The 13915-nt window shown below is 73.3% G+C and carries 10 protein-coding genes; 2 read left to right on the top strand and 8 right to left on the bottom strand.

All coding sequences use genetic code 11. The annotated features are described in order from the left end of the window. Positions 1-8: 8 nt before the first annotated feature. From AB0J12_RS11055 to AB0J12_RS11040, 4 genes are all read right to left on the bottom strand, one after another. Entirely contained in the window at positions 9-1304 is a 1296-nt protein-coding gene (locus AB0J12_RS11055) for a haloacid dehalogenase-like hydrolase (protein ID WP_363263969.1), read from the bottom strand. Positions 1305-1407: 103 nt separating this feature from the next. Beyond that, complete coding sequence (locus AB0J12_RS11050) at positions 1408-2190, bottom strand: 3-oxoacyl-ACP reductase (protein WP_363263968.1); 783 nt, start codon at positions 2188-2190, stop codon at positions 1408-1410. After that, positions 2187-3584, bottom strand: coding sequence for an aldehyde dehydrogenase family protein (locus AB0J12_RS11045; protein WP_363263967.1), 1398 nt, complete (start codon positions 3582-3584; stop codon positions 2187-2189). Before AB0J12_RS11045 ends, AB0J12_RS11050 begins: the two co-directional genes overlap by 4 nt. An 8-nt stretch (positions 3585-3592) precedes the next feature. Beyond that, positions 3593-4957, bottom strand: a complete 1365-nt coding sequence (locus AB0J12_RS11040; protein ID WP_363263966.1) for a glutamine synthetase family protein — start codon at positions 4955-4957, stop codon at positions 3593-3595. A 145-nt stretch (positions 4958-5102) separates the two neighbouring features. Between AB0J12_RS11040 and eat the strand changes: the two genes are divergently transcribed. Together eat and AB0J12_RS11030 are read left to right on the top strand one after the other, a co-directional pair. Beyond that, positions 5103-6569, top strand: a complete 1467-nt coding sequence (eat, locus tag AB0J12_RS11035) for an ethanolamine permease (RefSeq protein WP_363263965.1) — start codon at positions 5103-5105, stop codon at positions 6567-6569. Positions 6570-6598: 29 nt separating this feature from the next. Beyond that, entirely contained in the window at positions 6599-7327 is a 729-nt protein-coding gene (locus tag AB0J12_RS11030; protein WP_363263964.1) for a gamma-glutamyl-gamma-aminobutyrate hydrolase family protein, read from the top strand. Positions 7328-7369: 42 nt separating this feature from the next. Here AB0J12_RS11030 and AB0J12_RS11025 read toward each other — a convergent pair whose 3' ends face one another. The 4 genes from AB0J12_RS11025 to AB0J12_RS11010 form a co-directional block, all read right to left on the bottom strand. Continuing rightward, complete coding sequence (locus AB0J12_RS11025) at positions 7370-8932, bottom strand: GMC family oxidoreductase N-terminal domain-containing protein (protein ID WP_363263963.1); 1563 nt, start codon at positions 8930-8932, stop codon at positions 7370-7372. 398 nt (positions 8933-9330) lie between these two features. Further along, a complete protein-coding gene (locus AB0J12_RS11020; protein WP_363263962.1) occupies positions 9331-11469 on the bottom strand; it encodes a SpoIIE family protein phosphatase in 2139 nt (712 codons plus the stop codon). Between the two features lie 66 nt (positions 11470-11535). Then, positions 11536-12558: a TolB-like translocation protein gene (locus AB0J12_RS11015; RefSeq protein WP_363263961.1), complete on the bottom strand. Its 1023-nt coding sequence runs from the start codon at positions 12556-12558 to the stop codon at positions 11536-11538. Positions 12559-12638: 80 nt separating this feature from the next. Beyond that, positions 12639-13904, bottom strand: a complete 1266-nt coding sequence (locus tag AB0J12_RS11010; RefSeq protein ID WP_363263960.1) for an MFS transporter — start codon at positions 13902-13904, stop codon at positions 12639-12641. Positions 13905-13915: the final 11 nt, after the last annotated feature.

Below are 13915 nucleotides of genomic sequence, written 5' to 3'. Positions count from 1 at the left end.
TCAGTCTTTCACAGCCCCTGCGGGTACACCCTGTCCCACTGGTCCGGCACGGGAGAACCGTCCTGACGGAGCACCGGCCCGCGCGTGCCGTCGGGGTTCTCGTATCCATTAGTGGCACACGGGTACGGGTCCGCCCGGCGCGGCTTCGGCTGAAGGAACATCGGGTTGACGATCCAGCGCCCGTCGCCGTCGTCGTACGCCCGGCACATCAGCTCGGTCTTGTTGCGGTTGAGCACGAGCCGCAGCACCGTGGCGTCCCGCAGGAAGGTGACGTCGGTGTCGGAGTCGCCGGCCGCGAAGACCTGCCGGCGGTCCGCGGGCAGGGGCCGCTCGGCCGCGGCGCCGTGGACGCCGTACACCACCGTGTTGATCCAGCACCGCTTGCCGTCGATGTACGGGATCAGCGCGTCCTCGCCGTCGCGGACCGTGCCGCAGCCCCTCAGATGCGCGGTGAGCCGGCCGGCCGCGGTGACGCTGCGGATGCCGATGGTGTGCGCGGCGTCGACGCCGCCGCCGCGCGCCCACACCTCGACGACCGGTTCGGGCGAGGCGGAGGTGATCCATACGTCGAAGCCGGACCGCTGGAGCGTGCGGATCAGGTCGCGCTGCTCGGCGTAGTAGCGCACCCAGCCGGTCTCCCGTCCGCTGCCGACCCGCTGCTCGGTTCCGACCGGCGCAGCGAGGTTCTCCGCCCGGGCCGCCGCGGCGAACTCCCCGACCTCGCGTGGCGTCCAGCCCTGCAGCAGCTGCGCGAGCCACGCGTACTGCGGCTGCGTGCGGCGGTGGCCGAAGCCGGCGAAGGCGTGCTCACCGCCGGTCGTGGCGCCGTCGGAGTACACCGCGCGGATCTCGTCGGCGCAGCCGGTGTCCGTGGCGGTGGGCAGCGGCGCACCGGCCGGCGCGGAGCTGCTGCAGGCGGCCGCGAGCGCCCGGACGGCGGCGTCGGTGAGGTGGCGGCTGGTCGTGTGCCAGTCCCGGTGGGCGGGCTGGCGGATCCCGTCGTGGCGCAGCAGCCAGAACATCGTCGCGTCACCGACGTCGTTCTTGACGACCGTGTTGTCCCAGTCGAACACCGCGACCGGCCGGTCCTTCGTGCCGTGGGACCCGTCGCCGCAACGGCCGTGACGGTCGATCAGCTGCTGGAGCCGGGCCCGGTTGTCGCCGTACCAGCCGGGCGAGGGCGCGAGGACGGGGCACGCCCGCGGCGCCGGCTCCGCCACGGCCGGGCGGCCGGCGGCCAGGGACCCGGCGAGCAGGGACAAGGCCAGGGCGGTCACCAGCCGTGGACGGCTCTTGCCGGACATGGGATACGCCTCCTCGGGGTGCGGAACGCTGGGGCTGCGGAACGTGCGGACGGCCGCCGGCCGTGCGAGCGAGCCGGCGGCCGTCCGGGGCGGCGGGCAGGGCCTACAGCGGGGTGACGTACGCGCCCGCGATGCCGCCGTCGACGAGGAACTCGGCGGCGTTGACGAAGGAGGAGTCGTCGCTGGCGAGGAAGGCGACGGCGGCCGCCATCTCCTCCGGCTCGGCGAACCGCCCCACCGGCACGTGCACCAGGCGACGCGCGGCACGCTCCGGGTCCTTCGCGAATAGCTCCTTCAGCAAAGGGGTGTTGACGGGGCCGGGGCACAGCGCGTTGACGCGGATGCCCTCCCGGGCGAACTGGACGCCGAGTTCGCGGGACATGGCGAGCACACCGCCCTTCGAGGCGGTGTAGCTGATCTGCGAAGTCGCCGCGCCCATGACGGCGACGAAGGACGCGGTGTTGATGATCGACCCCCTGCCCTGGCGGCGCATGTAGGGGAGCGCCGCCTTGCAGCACAGGTAGACGGAGGTGAGGTTGACCTCCTGGACGCGCTTCCAGGCCTCCAGGCCGGTCTGAAGGATGGAGTCGTCGTCGGGCGGCGAGATGCCCGCGTTGTTGAAGGCGACGTCGACGCTCCCGTAGGTGTCGTAGGCCGTCTTGAACAGGGCCTCGACCTGCTCCGGGTCGGTGACGTCGACCTGCACGAACAGCCCGCCGGCCTCTGCGGCGGCAGCCTTGCCGGCGGCCGCGTCGATGTCGGCGCACACGACGTTCGCGCCCTCGGAGGCGAGACGGCGCACGGTGGCCAGGCCGATGCCGCTGCCGGCTCCGGTGACGACGGCGGTACGGCCGACCAGGCGGCGGCAGATGGCGGACTCGGTCACGGTCGGTTCTCCTCGGTGCTGATGAAGACGTTCTTGGTCTCGGTGAAGGCGCTGAGGGCATCCGGCCCCAGCTCCCGGCCGATGCCGGACTGCTTGAACCCGCCGAACGGGGTCCAGTAGCGGACGCTGGAATGGGAGTTGACGGACAGGTTCCCGGCGGCGACCGCCCGCGAGACGCGGATCGCGCGTCCCACGTCCCGGGTCCACAGGGAGCCGGACAGGCCGTAGTCGGTCGCGTTGGCCAGGCGTACGGCGTCCGCCTCGTCCTCGAAGGGCAGGACGACGGCGACGGGCCCGAAGATCTCCTCGGTGGCCGCCGGGTCGCCGGGGCGTCCCTCCAGGACCGTCGCCGGGTACCAGAAGCCCTTGCCCTCGGGAGCCTCGCCGCGGATGACGACGGGAGCGCCGTCGGGGACGTAGGAGCGCACGCGCTCGCGCTGGGCGGCCGAGATCAGCGGGCCCATCTGCGTCCCGGGGTCCGCCGGATCGCCCACCCGCCACGCCGTGACGGCCGGTTCGAGCAGCTGAAGGAAGCGGTCGTACACCTCGCGCTGGACGAGGATGCGGCTGCGGGCGCAGCAGTCCTGGCCGGTGTTGTCGAGGAAGGAGCCGGGCGCCGCGGCGGCGGCCTGCTCCAGGTCGGCGTCGGCGAAGACGATGTTCGGGCTCTTGCCGCCGAGTTCGAGGGTCACCCGCTTGAGCTGCGCCGAGCCCTTCGCGAGCACCTGCTTGCCGACGGCCGTGGACCCGGTGAACACCACCTTGGCGACACCCGGGTGCTCCACGAGCGCGGCGCCGGTGACCGGGCCGGCGCCCGGCAGGACCTGGAACAACCCCTCGGGCAGACCGGCCTCCAGCGCGAGCCGGGCCAGCCTGATCGCCGTCAGCGGGGTCGTCTCGGCGGGTTTGAGCAGCACCGCGTTGCCCGCGGCCAGCGCCGGGGCAGCGCCCCAGCAGGCGATGGGCATCGGGAAGTTCCACGGCGCGATCACCGCCACCACCCCGAGCGGCTCGTGGAAGGTGACGTTCAGGCCGCCCGCCACCGGAATCTGACTGCCCGTCAGGCGCTCGACGCCGCCGGCCGCGTAGTCGAACAGGTCGCGGGCGTTGCCCGCCTCCCAGCGGGCGTTGCCGATCGGATGGCCGGCCTCCAGGACCTCCAGCCTCGCCAGCTGCTCCAGGTGGTCGTCGATGACGGCGGCGAAGCGGCGCAGCAGCCGGGCCCGGTCGCCGGGCGCGAGCGCGGCCCAGACGGTCTGGGCGCGCGCGGCCCCGGCGACGGCCTCGGCCACCTCCGCGGCGCTCGTGGCCGGGACGGTGGCGACGACCTCCTCGGTCGCCGGATTGAGGACCTCGTGCGCGGAGGGCTCGCAGCGGTAGGAGTGGTCGGACAAGGGGTTCCTCACAGGCGCTCGAAGGAACGGAAACGCTCCCAGTCGGTGACGGCGGAGTCGAAGGCGTCCAGCTCGACGCGGGCCATGTTCAGGTAGTGCTCGACGACCTCCTCGCCGAAGGCGGCCCGCGCGATCGGGGAGGACTGCCACAGCTCGGCGGCCTCCCGCAGGGTGCCGGGCACCTGCCGGGCGTCGCCCGTGTACGCGTTGCCGGTGCACGCCTCGGGCAGCTCCAGCTCGTGCTCGATGCCGTACAGCCCGGCCGCGACCATGCCGGCGACCGCCAGATACGGGTTGACGTCGCCGCCGGGCAGCCGGTTCTCCAGGCGGTGCCCGGGGCCGTGGCCGATGACCCGCAGCGCGCACGTGCGGTTGTCGGGACCCCAGGCGACGGCGGTCGGCGCGAACGAGCCCGGGCGGAACCGCTTGTAGGAGTTGATGTTCGGGGCGTACAGCAGCGTGAAGTCCCGCATCGCCGCCAGCTGCCCGGCCAGGAAGTGCTCCATCAGCGGGGACATCCCGTACGGCCCGTCGCCCGCGAGGACGGGACGGCCGGCCTCGTCGCGCAGCGAGAGGTGGATGTGGCAGGAGTTGCCCTCACGCTCGTCCCACTTGGCCATGAAGGTGAGGGACACGCCCTCCTGCGCGGCGATGGTCTTGGCGCCGGTCTTGTAGATGCTGTGCTGGTCGCAGCTGGTCAGCGCCTCGTCGTAGCGGAAGGCGATCTCGTGCTGCCCGAGGTTGCACTCGCCCTTGGCGGACTCCACGGTCATGCCCGCCGCACCCATCTCGTTCCGGATGCGCGCCAGCAGCGGTTCGACCCGGGCGGTGCCCAGCAGCGAGTAGTCGACGTTGTACTGGTTGGCCGGGGTCATCTCGCGGTAGCCGCGCGACCAGGCCGCCTCATAGGTGTCCTTGAAGACCATGAACTCCAGCTCGGTGCCCGCGTACGCGGTCCAGCCGTGCTCCGCGAGCCGGTCCAGCTGGCGGCGCAGGATCTGGCGCGGGGAGGCCACCACCGGGGAGCCGTCGTGCCAGGCCAGATCGGCGAGCAGCAGCGCGGTGCCCGCGTCCCACGGCGTGCGGCGCAGGGTGGCGGGGTCGGCGTGCATCGCGAAGTCGCCGTAGCCGCTCTCCCAGGAGGACATGGCGTAGCCGCCGACGGTGTTCATGTCGGCGTCCACCGCGAGCAGGTAGTTGCAGCCCTCGGTGCCATGGCGCAGGACCTCGTCGAGGAAGAAGCGCGCGGCGAACCGCTTGCCCTGGAGCCTTCCCTGCATGTCGGTGAAGGCGAGGACGACGGTGTGGATCTCCCCGCCGTCGACGAGTGTCACCAGGTCGTCGACGCTGAGCGGGGGCGTACGGTCAGCCACGGGAACGGCCTCCTGTCGGTGCGGACGGAGGCTCTAAGGTACGCACACAGACCTTTGAAAGGGAAGAGCCCGGGGGTCTTGCGCTCGGCACTCCGGGAACGCAAAGGTGTGCATCCGTACCTTTCCTCGAGGTAGGGAGCGGCCCATGACCGAAGGCACCGACGCACACGTGACCCCGTCTTCCCCCGCGGCGCCCCCGTCGCCGGACGACGCCTACCTCCAACGGCGCACCCTGCGCCGGGGCAGCGCCGGCTGGCTGCTGCTGACCGGCCTCGGCGTGGCCTACGTCGTCTCCGGCGACTACGCCGGCTGGAACTTCGGCCTGGCCGAGGCCGGGTTCGGCGGCCTGGCCGCGGCCGCCCTGCTGATGGGCGTGATGTACACCTGCCTGGTCTTCTCGCAGGCCGAGATGGCCGCGGTGCTGCCCACCGCAGGCGGCGGTTACGGCTTCGCCCGCCGGGCGCTCGGCCCGTGGGGCGGGTTCCTCACGGGCACCGCGATCCTCATCGAGTACGTGCTCGCCCCGGCCGCCATCGCCATCTTCATCGGTGACTACGTCGAGTCCCTGCACCTGTTCGGGCTGACCTCCGACTGGCCCGTGTACCTCGCCTGCTTCGCCCTGTTCATCGGCATCCACCTGTGGGGCGTCGGCGAGGCGCTGCGCTTCAGCTTCGTCGTCACCGGCATCGCGGTCGCCGCACTGATCGTCTTCGCCGTCGGCGCCCTCACCCACTTCGACGCCGGCCGGCTCGACGACATCCCCGTCGACCACACCGCCTTCGCCGCGAACTCCTGGCTGCCGTACGGACTCCTCGGCATCTGGGCCGCGTTCCCCTTCGGCATGTGGTTCTTCCTCGGCGTCGAAGGGGTGCCGCTGGCCGCCGAGGAGACCAAGGACCCGGCGCGCTCCCTGCCGAGGGCGATGGCCCTGTCCATCGGCATCCTGCTCGTCCTGGCGCTGGTCACCTTCCTCACCGCGACCGGGGCACACGGCTCCGCCGCGATCAAGGACGCCGGCAATCCGCTGGTCGCGGCGCTGGAAGGAGACGGCGGGCCCACCGCGCTGAGCCGGTTCGTGAACTACGCCGGCCTCGCCGGGCTCGTCGCCTCCTTCTTCTCCCTCATCTACGCCGGCTCCCGGCAGCTGTTCGCCCTCTCCCGGGCCGGCTACCTGCCCCGCTTCCTGTCCCTGACCAGCCGCCGCAAGGCGCCCTACCTCGGCCTGCTGGTGCCCGGCGCGCTCGGCTTCGCACTCGCCGCCGCCACCCGCGACGGCGCCCGCATGCTCAACGTCGCCGTGTTCGGCGCGACCATCTCCTACGCCCTGATGGCGCTGTCCCACATCGTGCTGCGCCGCCGTGAACCGCGGCTGCCGCGGCCGTACCGCACCCCGGGCGGCGTCGTGACCTCCTCGGTGGCCCTGGTCCTGGCGTGCGCCGCGCTCGCCGCGACGTTCCTGGTGGACAAGACCGCCGCGCTGATCGCGCTGGCCGTGTACGCGGTCGCCCTCGCCTACTTCGCGCTCTACAGTCGGCACCGTCTCGTGGCCTCCGCCCCCGAGGAGGAGTTCGCCGCGCTGGCGGCCGCCGAGGCCGAACTCGAACGCGACTGACCCCGCCCACGCCCGGAAGGACAGCCCCCGTGCCCACGCCGTGCATCGGAATCAGCACCTACCTGGAGTCCTCCGTGCGCTGGGGCGTGTGGGACCTGCCCGCCGCCGTGCTCCCGGCCGGCTACCACGAGCTGGTGCAGCGCTGCGGCGGGCTCGCTCTCCTGCTGCCGCCGGACGACCCCGGCGCCGCCGAGGAGACCGTCGCCCGCCTGGACGGCCTGGTCGTCGCCGGCGGCCCCGACGTCGACCCGCGCCGCTACGGCGCCGCACGCCACCCGCGCACCGGCCCCGCCCACGAGCGGCGGGACGCCTGGGAACTCGCCCTGATCGACGCCGCGCTGGAGCGGGGCACCCCGCTGCTCGGCGTCTGCCGGGGCATGCAACTGCTCAACGTGGCCCTCGGCGGCACCCTCGTACAGCACCTGCCGGACGTGGTCGGGCACGGCGGCCACTGCGGCCCACCCGGGGTATTCGCCCGGCACGTCGTCAAGCCGGTGCCGGGCACCCGGCTGGCCGCGGTACTGCCCGAGGCCGTCACCGTGCCGGCCTACCACCATCAGGCCCTGGACCGGCTGGCCGACGGCCTGAGGGTGAGCTGCCACGCCGAGGACGGCACGGTCGAGGCCGTCGAGCTGCCCGGCCCCGGTGGTTTCGCCATGGGCGTGCAGTGGCATCCGGAGGCCGGAACCGACGTACGGCTCATGCGGGCCCTGATCACGGCGGCACGGGCCCGTCGGGACGCGACGGAGGCGCCCTAGGTCAGGGGGCGAGGGCGCGGTCGGCCGGCGGGAGGGGACTCGCTATCGCCCCACTCCCGTGATGAGGCAGGCCGCCTTCTCGGCGGCCATGATGGTCGGTGCGTTGGTGTTGCCGCGCGGCACCGTCGGGAAGACCGAGGCGTCCACGACGCGCAGGCCCGGCACGCCGAACACACGCAGCTCGGGGTCGACGACCTCACCGATCGCACACGTCGACGTCGGGTGGAACAGCGTCTGCCCGTTGCGCTGCGCCCAGGCGAGGAGATCCGCCTCCGAGTTCGCGTCCGAGTCCGGGACGAGGTACGGCCCCGTCGCGACGTCGGTCACCGCCCGCTGTGCCGCGATATCCAGGGCGATCCGCAGACCGGCGACGATGGCGTCGCGGTCCTGCCTGGTGGTGAGGTAGTTGTGCACGATCCGGGGTGCGGCGTCGGGCCGCGGGGAGCGCAGGGTGACCGTGCCGCGGCTGGTCGGGGCGAGCACGCACGGGCCGAAGGCGAAGCCGTGCTCGGTGGGTGCGCCGAGCCCCTCCTGGTGGAAGAGCACGGGGGAGGCGTGGAACTGCACGTCCGGGGCGGCCAGGTCGTCCCGGCTGCGGAAGAAGCCGCCGGCCTCGCCGAGGTTGGAGGTGAGGTGGCCGCGGCCCTCGCTCTGCAGCAGCGCGGCGTTCTCCGGCGTGGCCGCCGTGAGGAGCGACTCGACGCCGGTACGGAAGTTCAGCAGCGTCATGTAGTGGTCCTGCAGACCCTCGCCGACGGGCAGGTCCTGGACGACGCCGATGCCGAAGGCGGACAGGGTGGCGGCCGGCCCGATCCCGGACAGCATCAGCAGCTTCGGCGACTCGTAGGCGCCCGCGGACAGGATCACCTCGCGTTCGGCGCGCACCACCTCGACGGTGCCGCCCCGCTCCACCTCCACACCGGTCGCCCGGCCGCCCTCGATCACCACGCGGTGGGCGAGGGCCGACGGCAGCACGGTCAGGTTCCCCCGCTCCAGCGCCGGGTGCAGATACGCGACGGCGGCGCTGCAGCGCAGACCGCCGCGCTGGGTGAGCTGGTAGCGGCCGACACCGAACTGCGTCTCGCCGTTGAAGTCGTCGTTCGCCTTGTGCCCGGCCTGCACGGCCGCCTGCACGAAGACGGAGGCGAGCGGGTGCTGCGACCGGCCGTCGCTGACGGTCAGCGGCCCGCCCGCGCCGTGGTACTCGTCCGCGCCGCGCTCGTTGTCCTCGGAGCTCTTGAAGTACGGCAGGACCTCGTCGTACGACCAGCCGTCGGCACCGGCCGCGGCCCAGCCGTCGTAGTCGGCGCGGTTGCCGCGGATGTAGATCATCGCGTTGATCGAGCTGCAGCCGCCGAACACCTTGCCCCGGGGCAGGTAGGTCCGCCGCCCGCCGATCCCCGGCTCCGGCTCGCTGTCCAGGTCCCAGTCCAGGGCCGACTTGAACAACTGCGGGAAGGCCGCCGGGACATGGATCTCCTGCGCGGTGTCGGGACCGCCGGCCTCGATCAGCGCCACCCGGACCTCCGGATCCTCCGAGAGGCGTGCCGCGAGCACACACCCCGCCGATCCGGCACCGACGATGACGTAGTCGTACGTGCTCATGTCCATCTCCTTTGGCAGCAGGTGCGGGTGTCGTGACAGGCAGTCCGCTACGGCCGGGAAGCCCGGTGCCGGCCCCGGTGACGGGGTAGCGGAGGGATCGAGGGCCCGGGTGAGGAAGCGGAGCCGGTGGGCCAGTGCCCGCTGCTGCCAGGGTCCCGCGTGGACGTCGAGATGGTCGACGGGTTACTCGGCCAACTGCCCGAGTGAACCGGCCCGTTCGACGGGCCGAGGGTCCGCGGCGAGGCCGGTGCGGTAGTCCCTGCGCCGGCGTCGCACCGACACGTCCGGGCGGTGCGCCCCCGGCCTGATCCGCGTATCGGTGGCGTGTTCCTCCTCGGGTGGCTCGGCAGCAGGAACCCGGGGACCCGTTCGTGCCGAGAGCTGGGCGGAGCAGGGCGTCAGCTGAGGATGTCGTGCGCCTCGGTGGGCAGGGTCTGCTCCGCCCAGATGACCTTGCCCTCGCGGCTGTGCCGGGTGCCCCAGCGCTCGGCGAGCTGGGCCACCAGCAGCAGTCCGCGGCCGCCCTCGTCCGAGGTGCGGGCGTGGCGCAGGTGCGGCGAGGTGCTGTTCGTGTCGAAGACCTCGCACGTCAGCGTGGACTGGAGGATCAGCCGCAGCTGGATGGGGCCCTTGCCGTAGCGGATCGCGTTGGTGACCAGCTCGCTGACGATCAGCTCCGTGGCGAAGGACAGCTCCTCGAGCCCCCAGGCGGTGAGCGTCTGGGACGTGTGGCCACGGGCGCCGGCGACGGCCGCCGGATCCGAGGGGAGGTCGAGCGTGGTGACATGGCCGGGGTCGAGGGCCCGGGTCCGCGCCACCAGCAGGGCCACGTCGTCGGAGCGGTTGCTGGGCAGTACGGCGGCCAGCAGCCGGTCGCAGATGTCCTCCGGTGTGTCCGGCCCGTCGGTGAGGGCGTCGCACAGCGCCGCGCGCGCGGAGTCGACGTCACGGCCACGGCTCTGGATGAGGCCGTCGGTGTACAGGGTCAGCACACTGCCCTCCGCCAGCTCGAACTGGGCGGTCTCGAAGGGGAGTCCGCCCAGGCCCAGCGGCGGGCCGATCGGCAGCTCGGGGAAGTCGACCGACCAGGTGGCGTCGACGCCCCGGGGGTGAGGGGGAGTTGCCACGGCCGGCGCCACATGGCCGGCGCTGGCCAGCGTGCACAGCCGGGACACCGGGTCGTAGACCGCGTACAGGCAGGTGGCGCTCAACTCGCCGTCCCGCGCCTCCTCGCGCTGCAGGCGGATGACCACGTCGTCCAGATGCGTGAGGAGTTCGTCGGGCATCAGATCGATGTCCGCGAAGGACCGGACGGCCGTGCGCAGGCGGCCCATGGTGGCGGCGGCGTGCAGGCCGCGGCCGACGACGTCACCGACGACCAGGGCGACCCGCGCCCCGGACAGCGGGATCACGTCGTACCAGTCACCGCCGACTCCCGCCCGGGCACCGCTCGGCAGATAGCGGGACGCCGCGTCGACCGCCGACTGCTCCACCGCGCGCTGCGGCAGCAGGCTGCGCTGGAGGGTGAGCGCGGTGGCGCGCTCCTGGCTGTACCGGCGGGCGTTGTCGATGGACATCGCCGCCAGCGCCGCGATCTCCTGGGCCAGCAGAAGGTCGTCGTCGTCGAAGGGGGCCGCGGTGGCGCGGCGGACGAACTGCGCTAGGCCGAGGGTGTTGCCGCGGGCCCGCAGGGGCAGCAGCAGGGCGGAGTGGTGCTCGGACGGGTGCCCCGTGGCGCGGTGCAGGCGCGGCTGCCCCGAGGCCAGTGCGCGCGCCGGGTCCGACTCCGCGGGGTAGGTGTGTGTCCGGCCGGTGGCGACCGGCAGATCCGCGTCGTCGTCCAGCGCCGCATGCTGGGCGATACGGCGCAGCACCGGCGTGCGCTCCGGCGGCGCCGGCGGACGGGCGTCGCCGTCGTGGAGCAGGGAGTCGAGGAGGTCGACGGTGACGAGGTCGGCGAAGTCCTCGGTGCCGAACTCGGCCAGCTCCTCGGCGGTGCGGGCGGTGTCGAGAGCCGTCCCGATCCGCCGGCTCGCCTCGTTGGCGAGCAGCAGCCGTCGCTGCAGCCGCCGGTCGCGCTCCTCCTGGTAGGCCGCGACGACCTGCTCCGACCCGCGGTCGACGTACGCGAAGGCCGCACGGATCAGCCGCATGCCCGCGGCGTTCATCAGCTCCCAGTCGTCGGTGAGCCGGGCGGCCTCGCCCTGGATCAGCTGGAGAAGGATCATGTGGCCGAGACGGTAGGAGCGCAGCAGCTGGCTGATCGGCACCCCACGCCGGGCGGACTGGCGGGCAATCTCCAGTGCCTCGGGCGGCGCGTCGACCTCCGCCACCTCGGTGCGCTGTTCGAGCACGTCCAGGAACCGGGTGATGTGCCCGGCCGTCTCCTCCAGCGCGAGCGCGGCGATCTCCTCGTGCTCCCACAGCTCGGGCATGTCGACGCTCAGGCGCTGCAGCAGCAGGTCGGCCGACTCCACCGCCCGTGGTCTGAGCTCTTGAGCCAGACGACGGAGGAACGCGTCGACATCGATGCCCATACCGGAAACCTACCGAAGCTCCCTGGTCCGCGCCGCTCCAGCCGGGCCCACCAGGCGGGCCGCGGGCTACAGCGGCGCCGGGGACGACGCGCCCGCGATCAGCAGCCTCGGGCTTCCCGTGCCGTCCGCCGGCACGCTCCACAGGTCGCTGCCGCCGACCTTGCCGTCGGCGGGCAGGGCGTAGACGAGGGTGTGGTCGTCGAGCCAGGTGGCCTGGTCGTCGACGCTGTGGCGTTCGGCGAGCGGCGTCCGGCGCAAGGTCTTGAGGTCGAGGACGTACTCGTGCCAGAGCGAGGCACCGGACAGGACGCGCCTCTTGTAGGCGACCCGGGTCCCGTCGGGGGAGAGCGACGGGCACTCCACGTTCTCCGCCAGGGTGGTCACGGTACGCCGGGAGAGGGAACCGCGGACCAGGTGGGTGCGACCGGCGGAGTTCAGGGTGGCGTAGAAGGTGTCGTCGTCGGCGGCGAACGTGACGCCCCAGAAGTTGACGTCCGAGGCGTGGTACGGCTTGCCGTCCTTGACGACGGAGAACGTCTCCAGGCTGGGCGTCAGCCGCATCGTACGGGTGTCCAGCACGGAGGTGCGGGTGGAGAAGAAGGCCGACGAGTACGACTCGCCGGAGACGAAGACGGTCCACGCGGCGAAGCGGCCGCTGGGCGAGACGCGGGCCCGGCTCGGGGTGCCCGCGAGCGGGAAGGTGCGCACGGTGCGCAGCCCGGCGTCCAGGATCAGGGCGCGGTTGCTCTGCTTGAGCACGCCCGGGTTGGACTGGAGGCAGACGCCCGTGCCGGCCGCCGCGTAGAAGCGGACGCACTTCAGGCTCGCCGCGATCCGCCCGCCCCCGGGATCGGCCGACGGCACGGAGGCGAGAGCGCCCCGGTGCGGGCCGGTGGCCGCGTTCACGAACAACAGGCGGCCCTTCTGGCCGAGCGCCGGCGTGCCCGCGGTGACGGCGGGACCGCCCGACTGTGCCCGGCCGGCCCGGTCGGCGCGGTCGGCGGCCTGCAGGACGACGCCGGTGCCGAGGCCGGCGAGGAGCAGCACCGCGGCGAGGAGGATCAGCAGGCGGCGGCGCAGCGGTGTCATTCCGGTCCTCGCGTTCGTCGTTCCGGCGGGGCCAACGGGGCCAACGGGGCCGGTGGGGTTGCTGCACGTGGTCATCGTGGTCATCGTGTGCCGTCCGCCGGCCGCAGCACCAGGCCCGCGACGACGGCGCAGCACACCAGGCCGGCCGCCGAACCGGCCAGCGCGGCGCCGTCGCCCCACATCGTCCACGCGGCGCCGAAGGCCAGCGAGCAGCAGAAGCGGGCCAGGGCCTGGCTGGTGCCTACGATGGCGAGGCCGCTGGCGCGCAGGTGCTCGGGCACGACACCGGCGAGGGCGGCCGGGAGGACGCCGTCGGTGGCCGCGTAGAACGTGCCGTGCAGGGCGAGGACGACCGGCGCGAGGACCGGCGTGGCCGGCGCCCACAGCAGCAGGGCGTAGGCGGCGAGCAGGGCCAGATGCCCGGCGAGGAACACGGTGCGCCGCCCGACCCGGTCGGCCAGCGCGCCCATCGGCACGGCCAGCAGCAGGAACACGACGGCGGTGCCCAGCGGCAGCAGCGTGAACCACGCGTCACCGACCCCGGCCCGCCGTTGCAGCAGCAGATAGACGAAGGCGTCGCTGACGGTGGTCAGACCGAGCAGCGCGGCACAGCCGGCGAGCGCCCGCAGCCGCGGCAGGCGCAGCAGGGCGAGCGCCTCGCCCACGGACGGCTTGGGGCGCGGCGGGCCGGCCTCCTCCGTCCGCCCGGACTGCCGCCGCCCCGGTACGAACAGCACCAGGACCAGCACCCCCAGCACCGCCACGCACGTGCTCACGCCGAACACGGCGTCGTAGCCGTCGGCCGCCGCGCGCAGGATGAGGAATGCCGTCAGCGGGCCGAGCATGGCGCCCGTGGTGTCCATCGCCCGGTGCACGCCGAACGCCCGGCCCTGGGTCGCGGCCGGTGTGGACAGGGAGATCATCGCGTCGCGCGGGGCGGTGCGCAGGCCCTTGCCGGTCCTCTCCAGTGCCAGGACGGTGCCGAGCGTGCCGAGGCTGCCGGCGAGCAGCAGCAGCGGCTTGCACAGCGCCGAGAGGCCGTAGCCGAGCCCGGCCATCAGCTTGTGGCCGCGCACCCGGTCGGCGAGGTGGCCGCCGGTGAGCTGGACCAGCGCGCTGACGCCGTTGTAGATGCCGTCCAGGGTGCCGAACCCCAGCGGGCTGAAGCCGAGCGTGCTGACCAGGTAGAGCGGCAGGACGGCGGTGACCATCTCCGAGGAGATGTCGGTGATCAGGCTGACCGTGCCGAGCACGAGCACGACCGGCGCGACTCCGGGCCGCCGGCCGCGTATGCGGCCCGCACCGGCGCCCGTCTGCGCCGGTGCGGAACGGTCGGTGAGGTACATGTGGCAGGACT

Source organism: Streptomyces sp. NPDC049915 (assembly GCF_040656475.1).
Lineage (GTDB): Bacteria > Actinomycetota > Actinomycetes > Streptomycetales > Streptomycetaceae > Streptomyces.
The sequence above is the reverse complement of the archived record's forward strand: the minus strand, read 5'-3'. Positions and strand labels throughout refer to the sequence as shown.

What these genes read in the sequence shown, in the direction of transcription:
- AB0J12_RS11055 (WP_363263969.1), bottom strand. Translation starts at nt 1,304, where the DNA reads ATGTCCGGCAAGAGCCGTCCACGGCTGGTGACCGCCCTGGCCTTGTCC.
- eat (WP_363263965.1), top strand. Translation starts at nt 5,103, where the DNA reads ATGACCGAAGGCACCGACGCACACGTGACCCCGTCTTCCCCCGCGGCG.
- AB0J12_RS11025 (WP_363263963.1), bottom strand. Translation starts at nt 8,932, where the DNA reads ATGAGCACGTACGACTACGTCATCGTCGGTGCCGGATCGGCGGGGTGT.
- AB0J12_RS11020 (WP_363263962.1), bottom strand. Translation starts at nt 11,469, where the DNA reads ATGGGCATCGATGTCGACGCGTTCCTCCGTCGTCTGGCTCAAGAGCTC.
- AB0J12_RS11015 (WP_363263961.1), bottom strand. Translation starts at nt 12,558, where the DNA reads ATGACACCGCTGCGCCGCCGCCTGCTGATCCTCCTCGCCGCGGTGCTG.
- AB0J12_RS11010 (WP_363263960.1), bottom strand. Translation starts at nt 13,904, where the DNA reads ATGTACCTCACCGACCGTTCCGCACCGGCGCAGACGGGCGCCGGTGCG.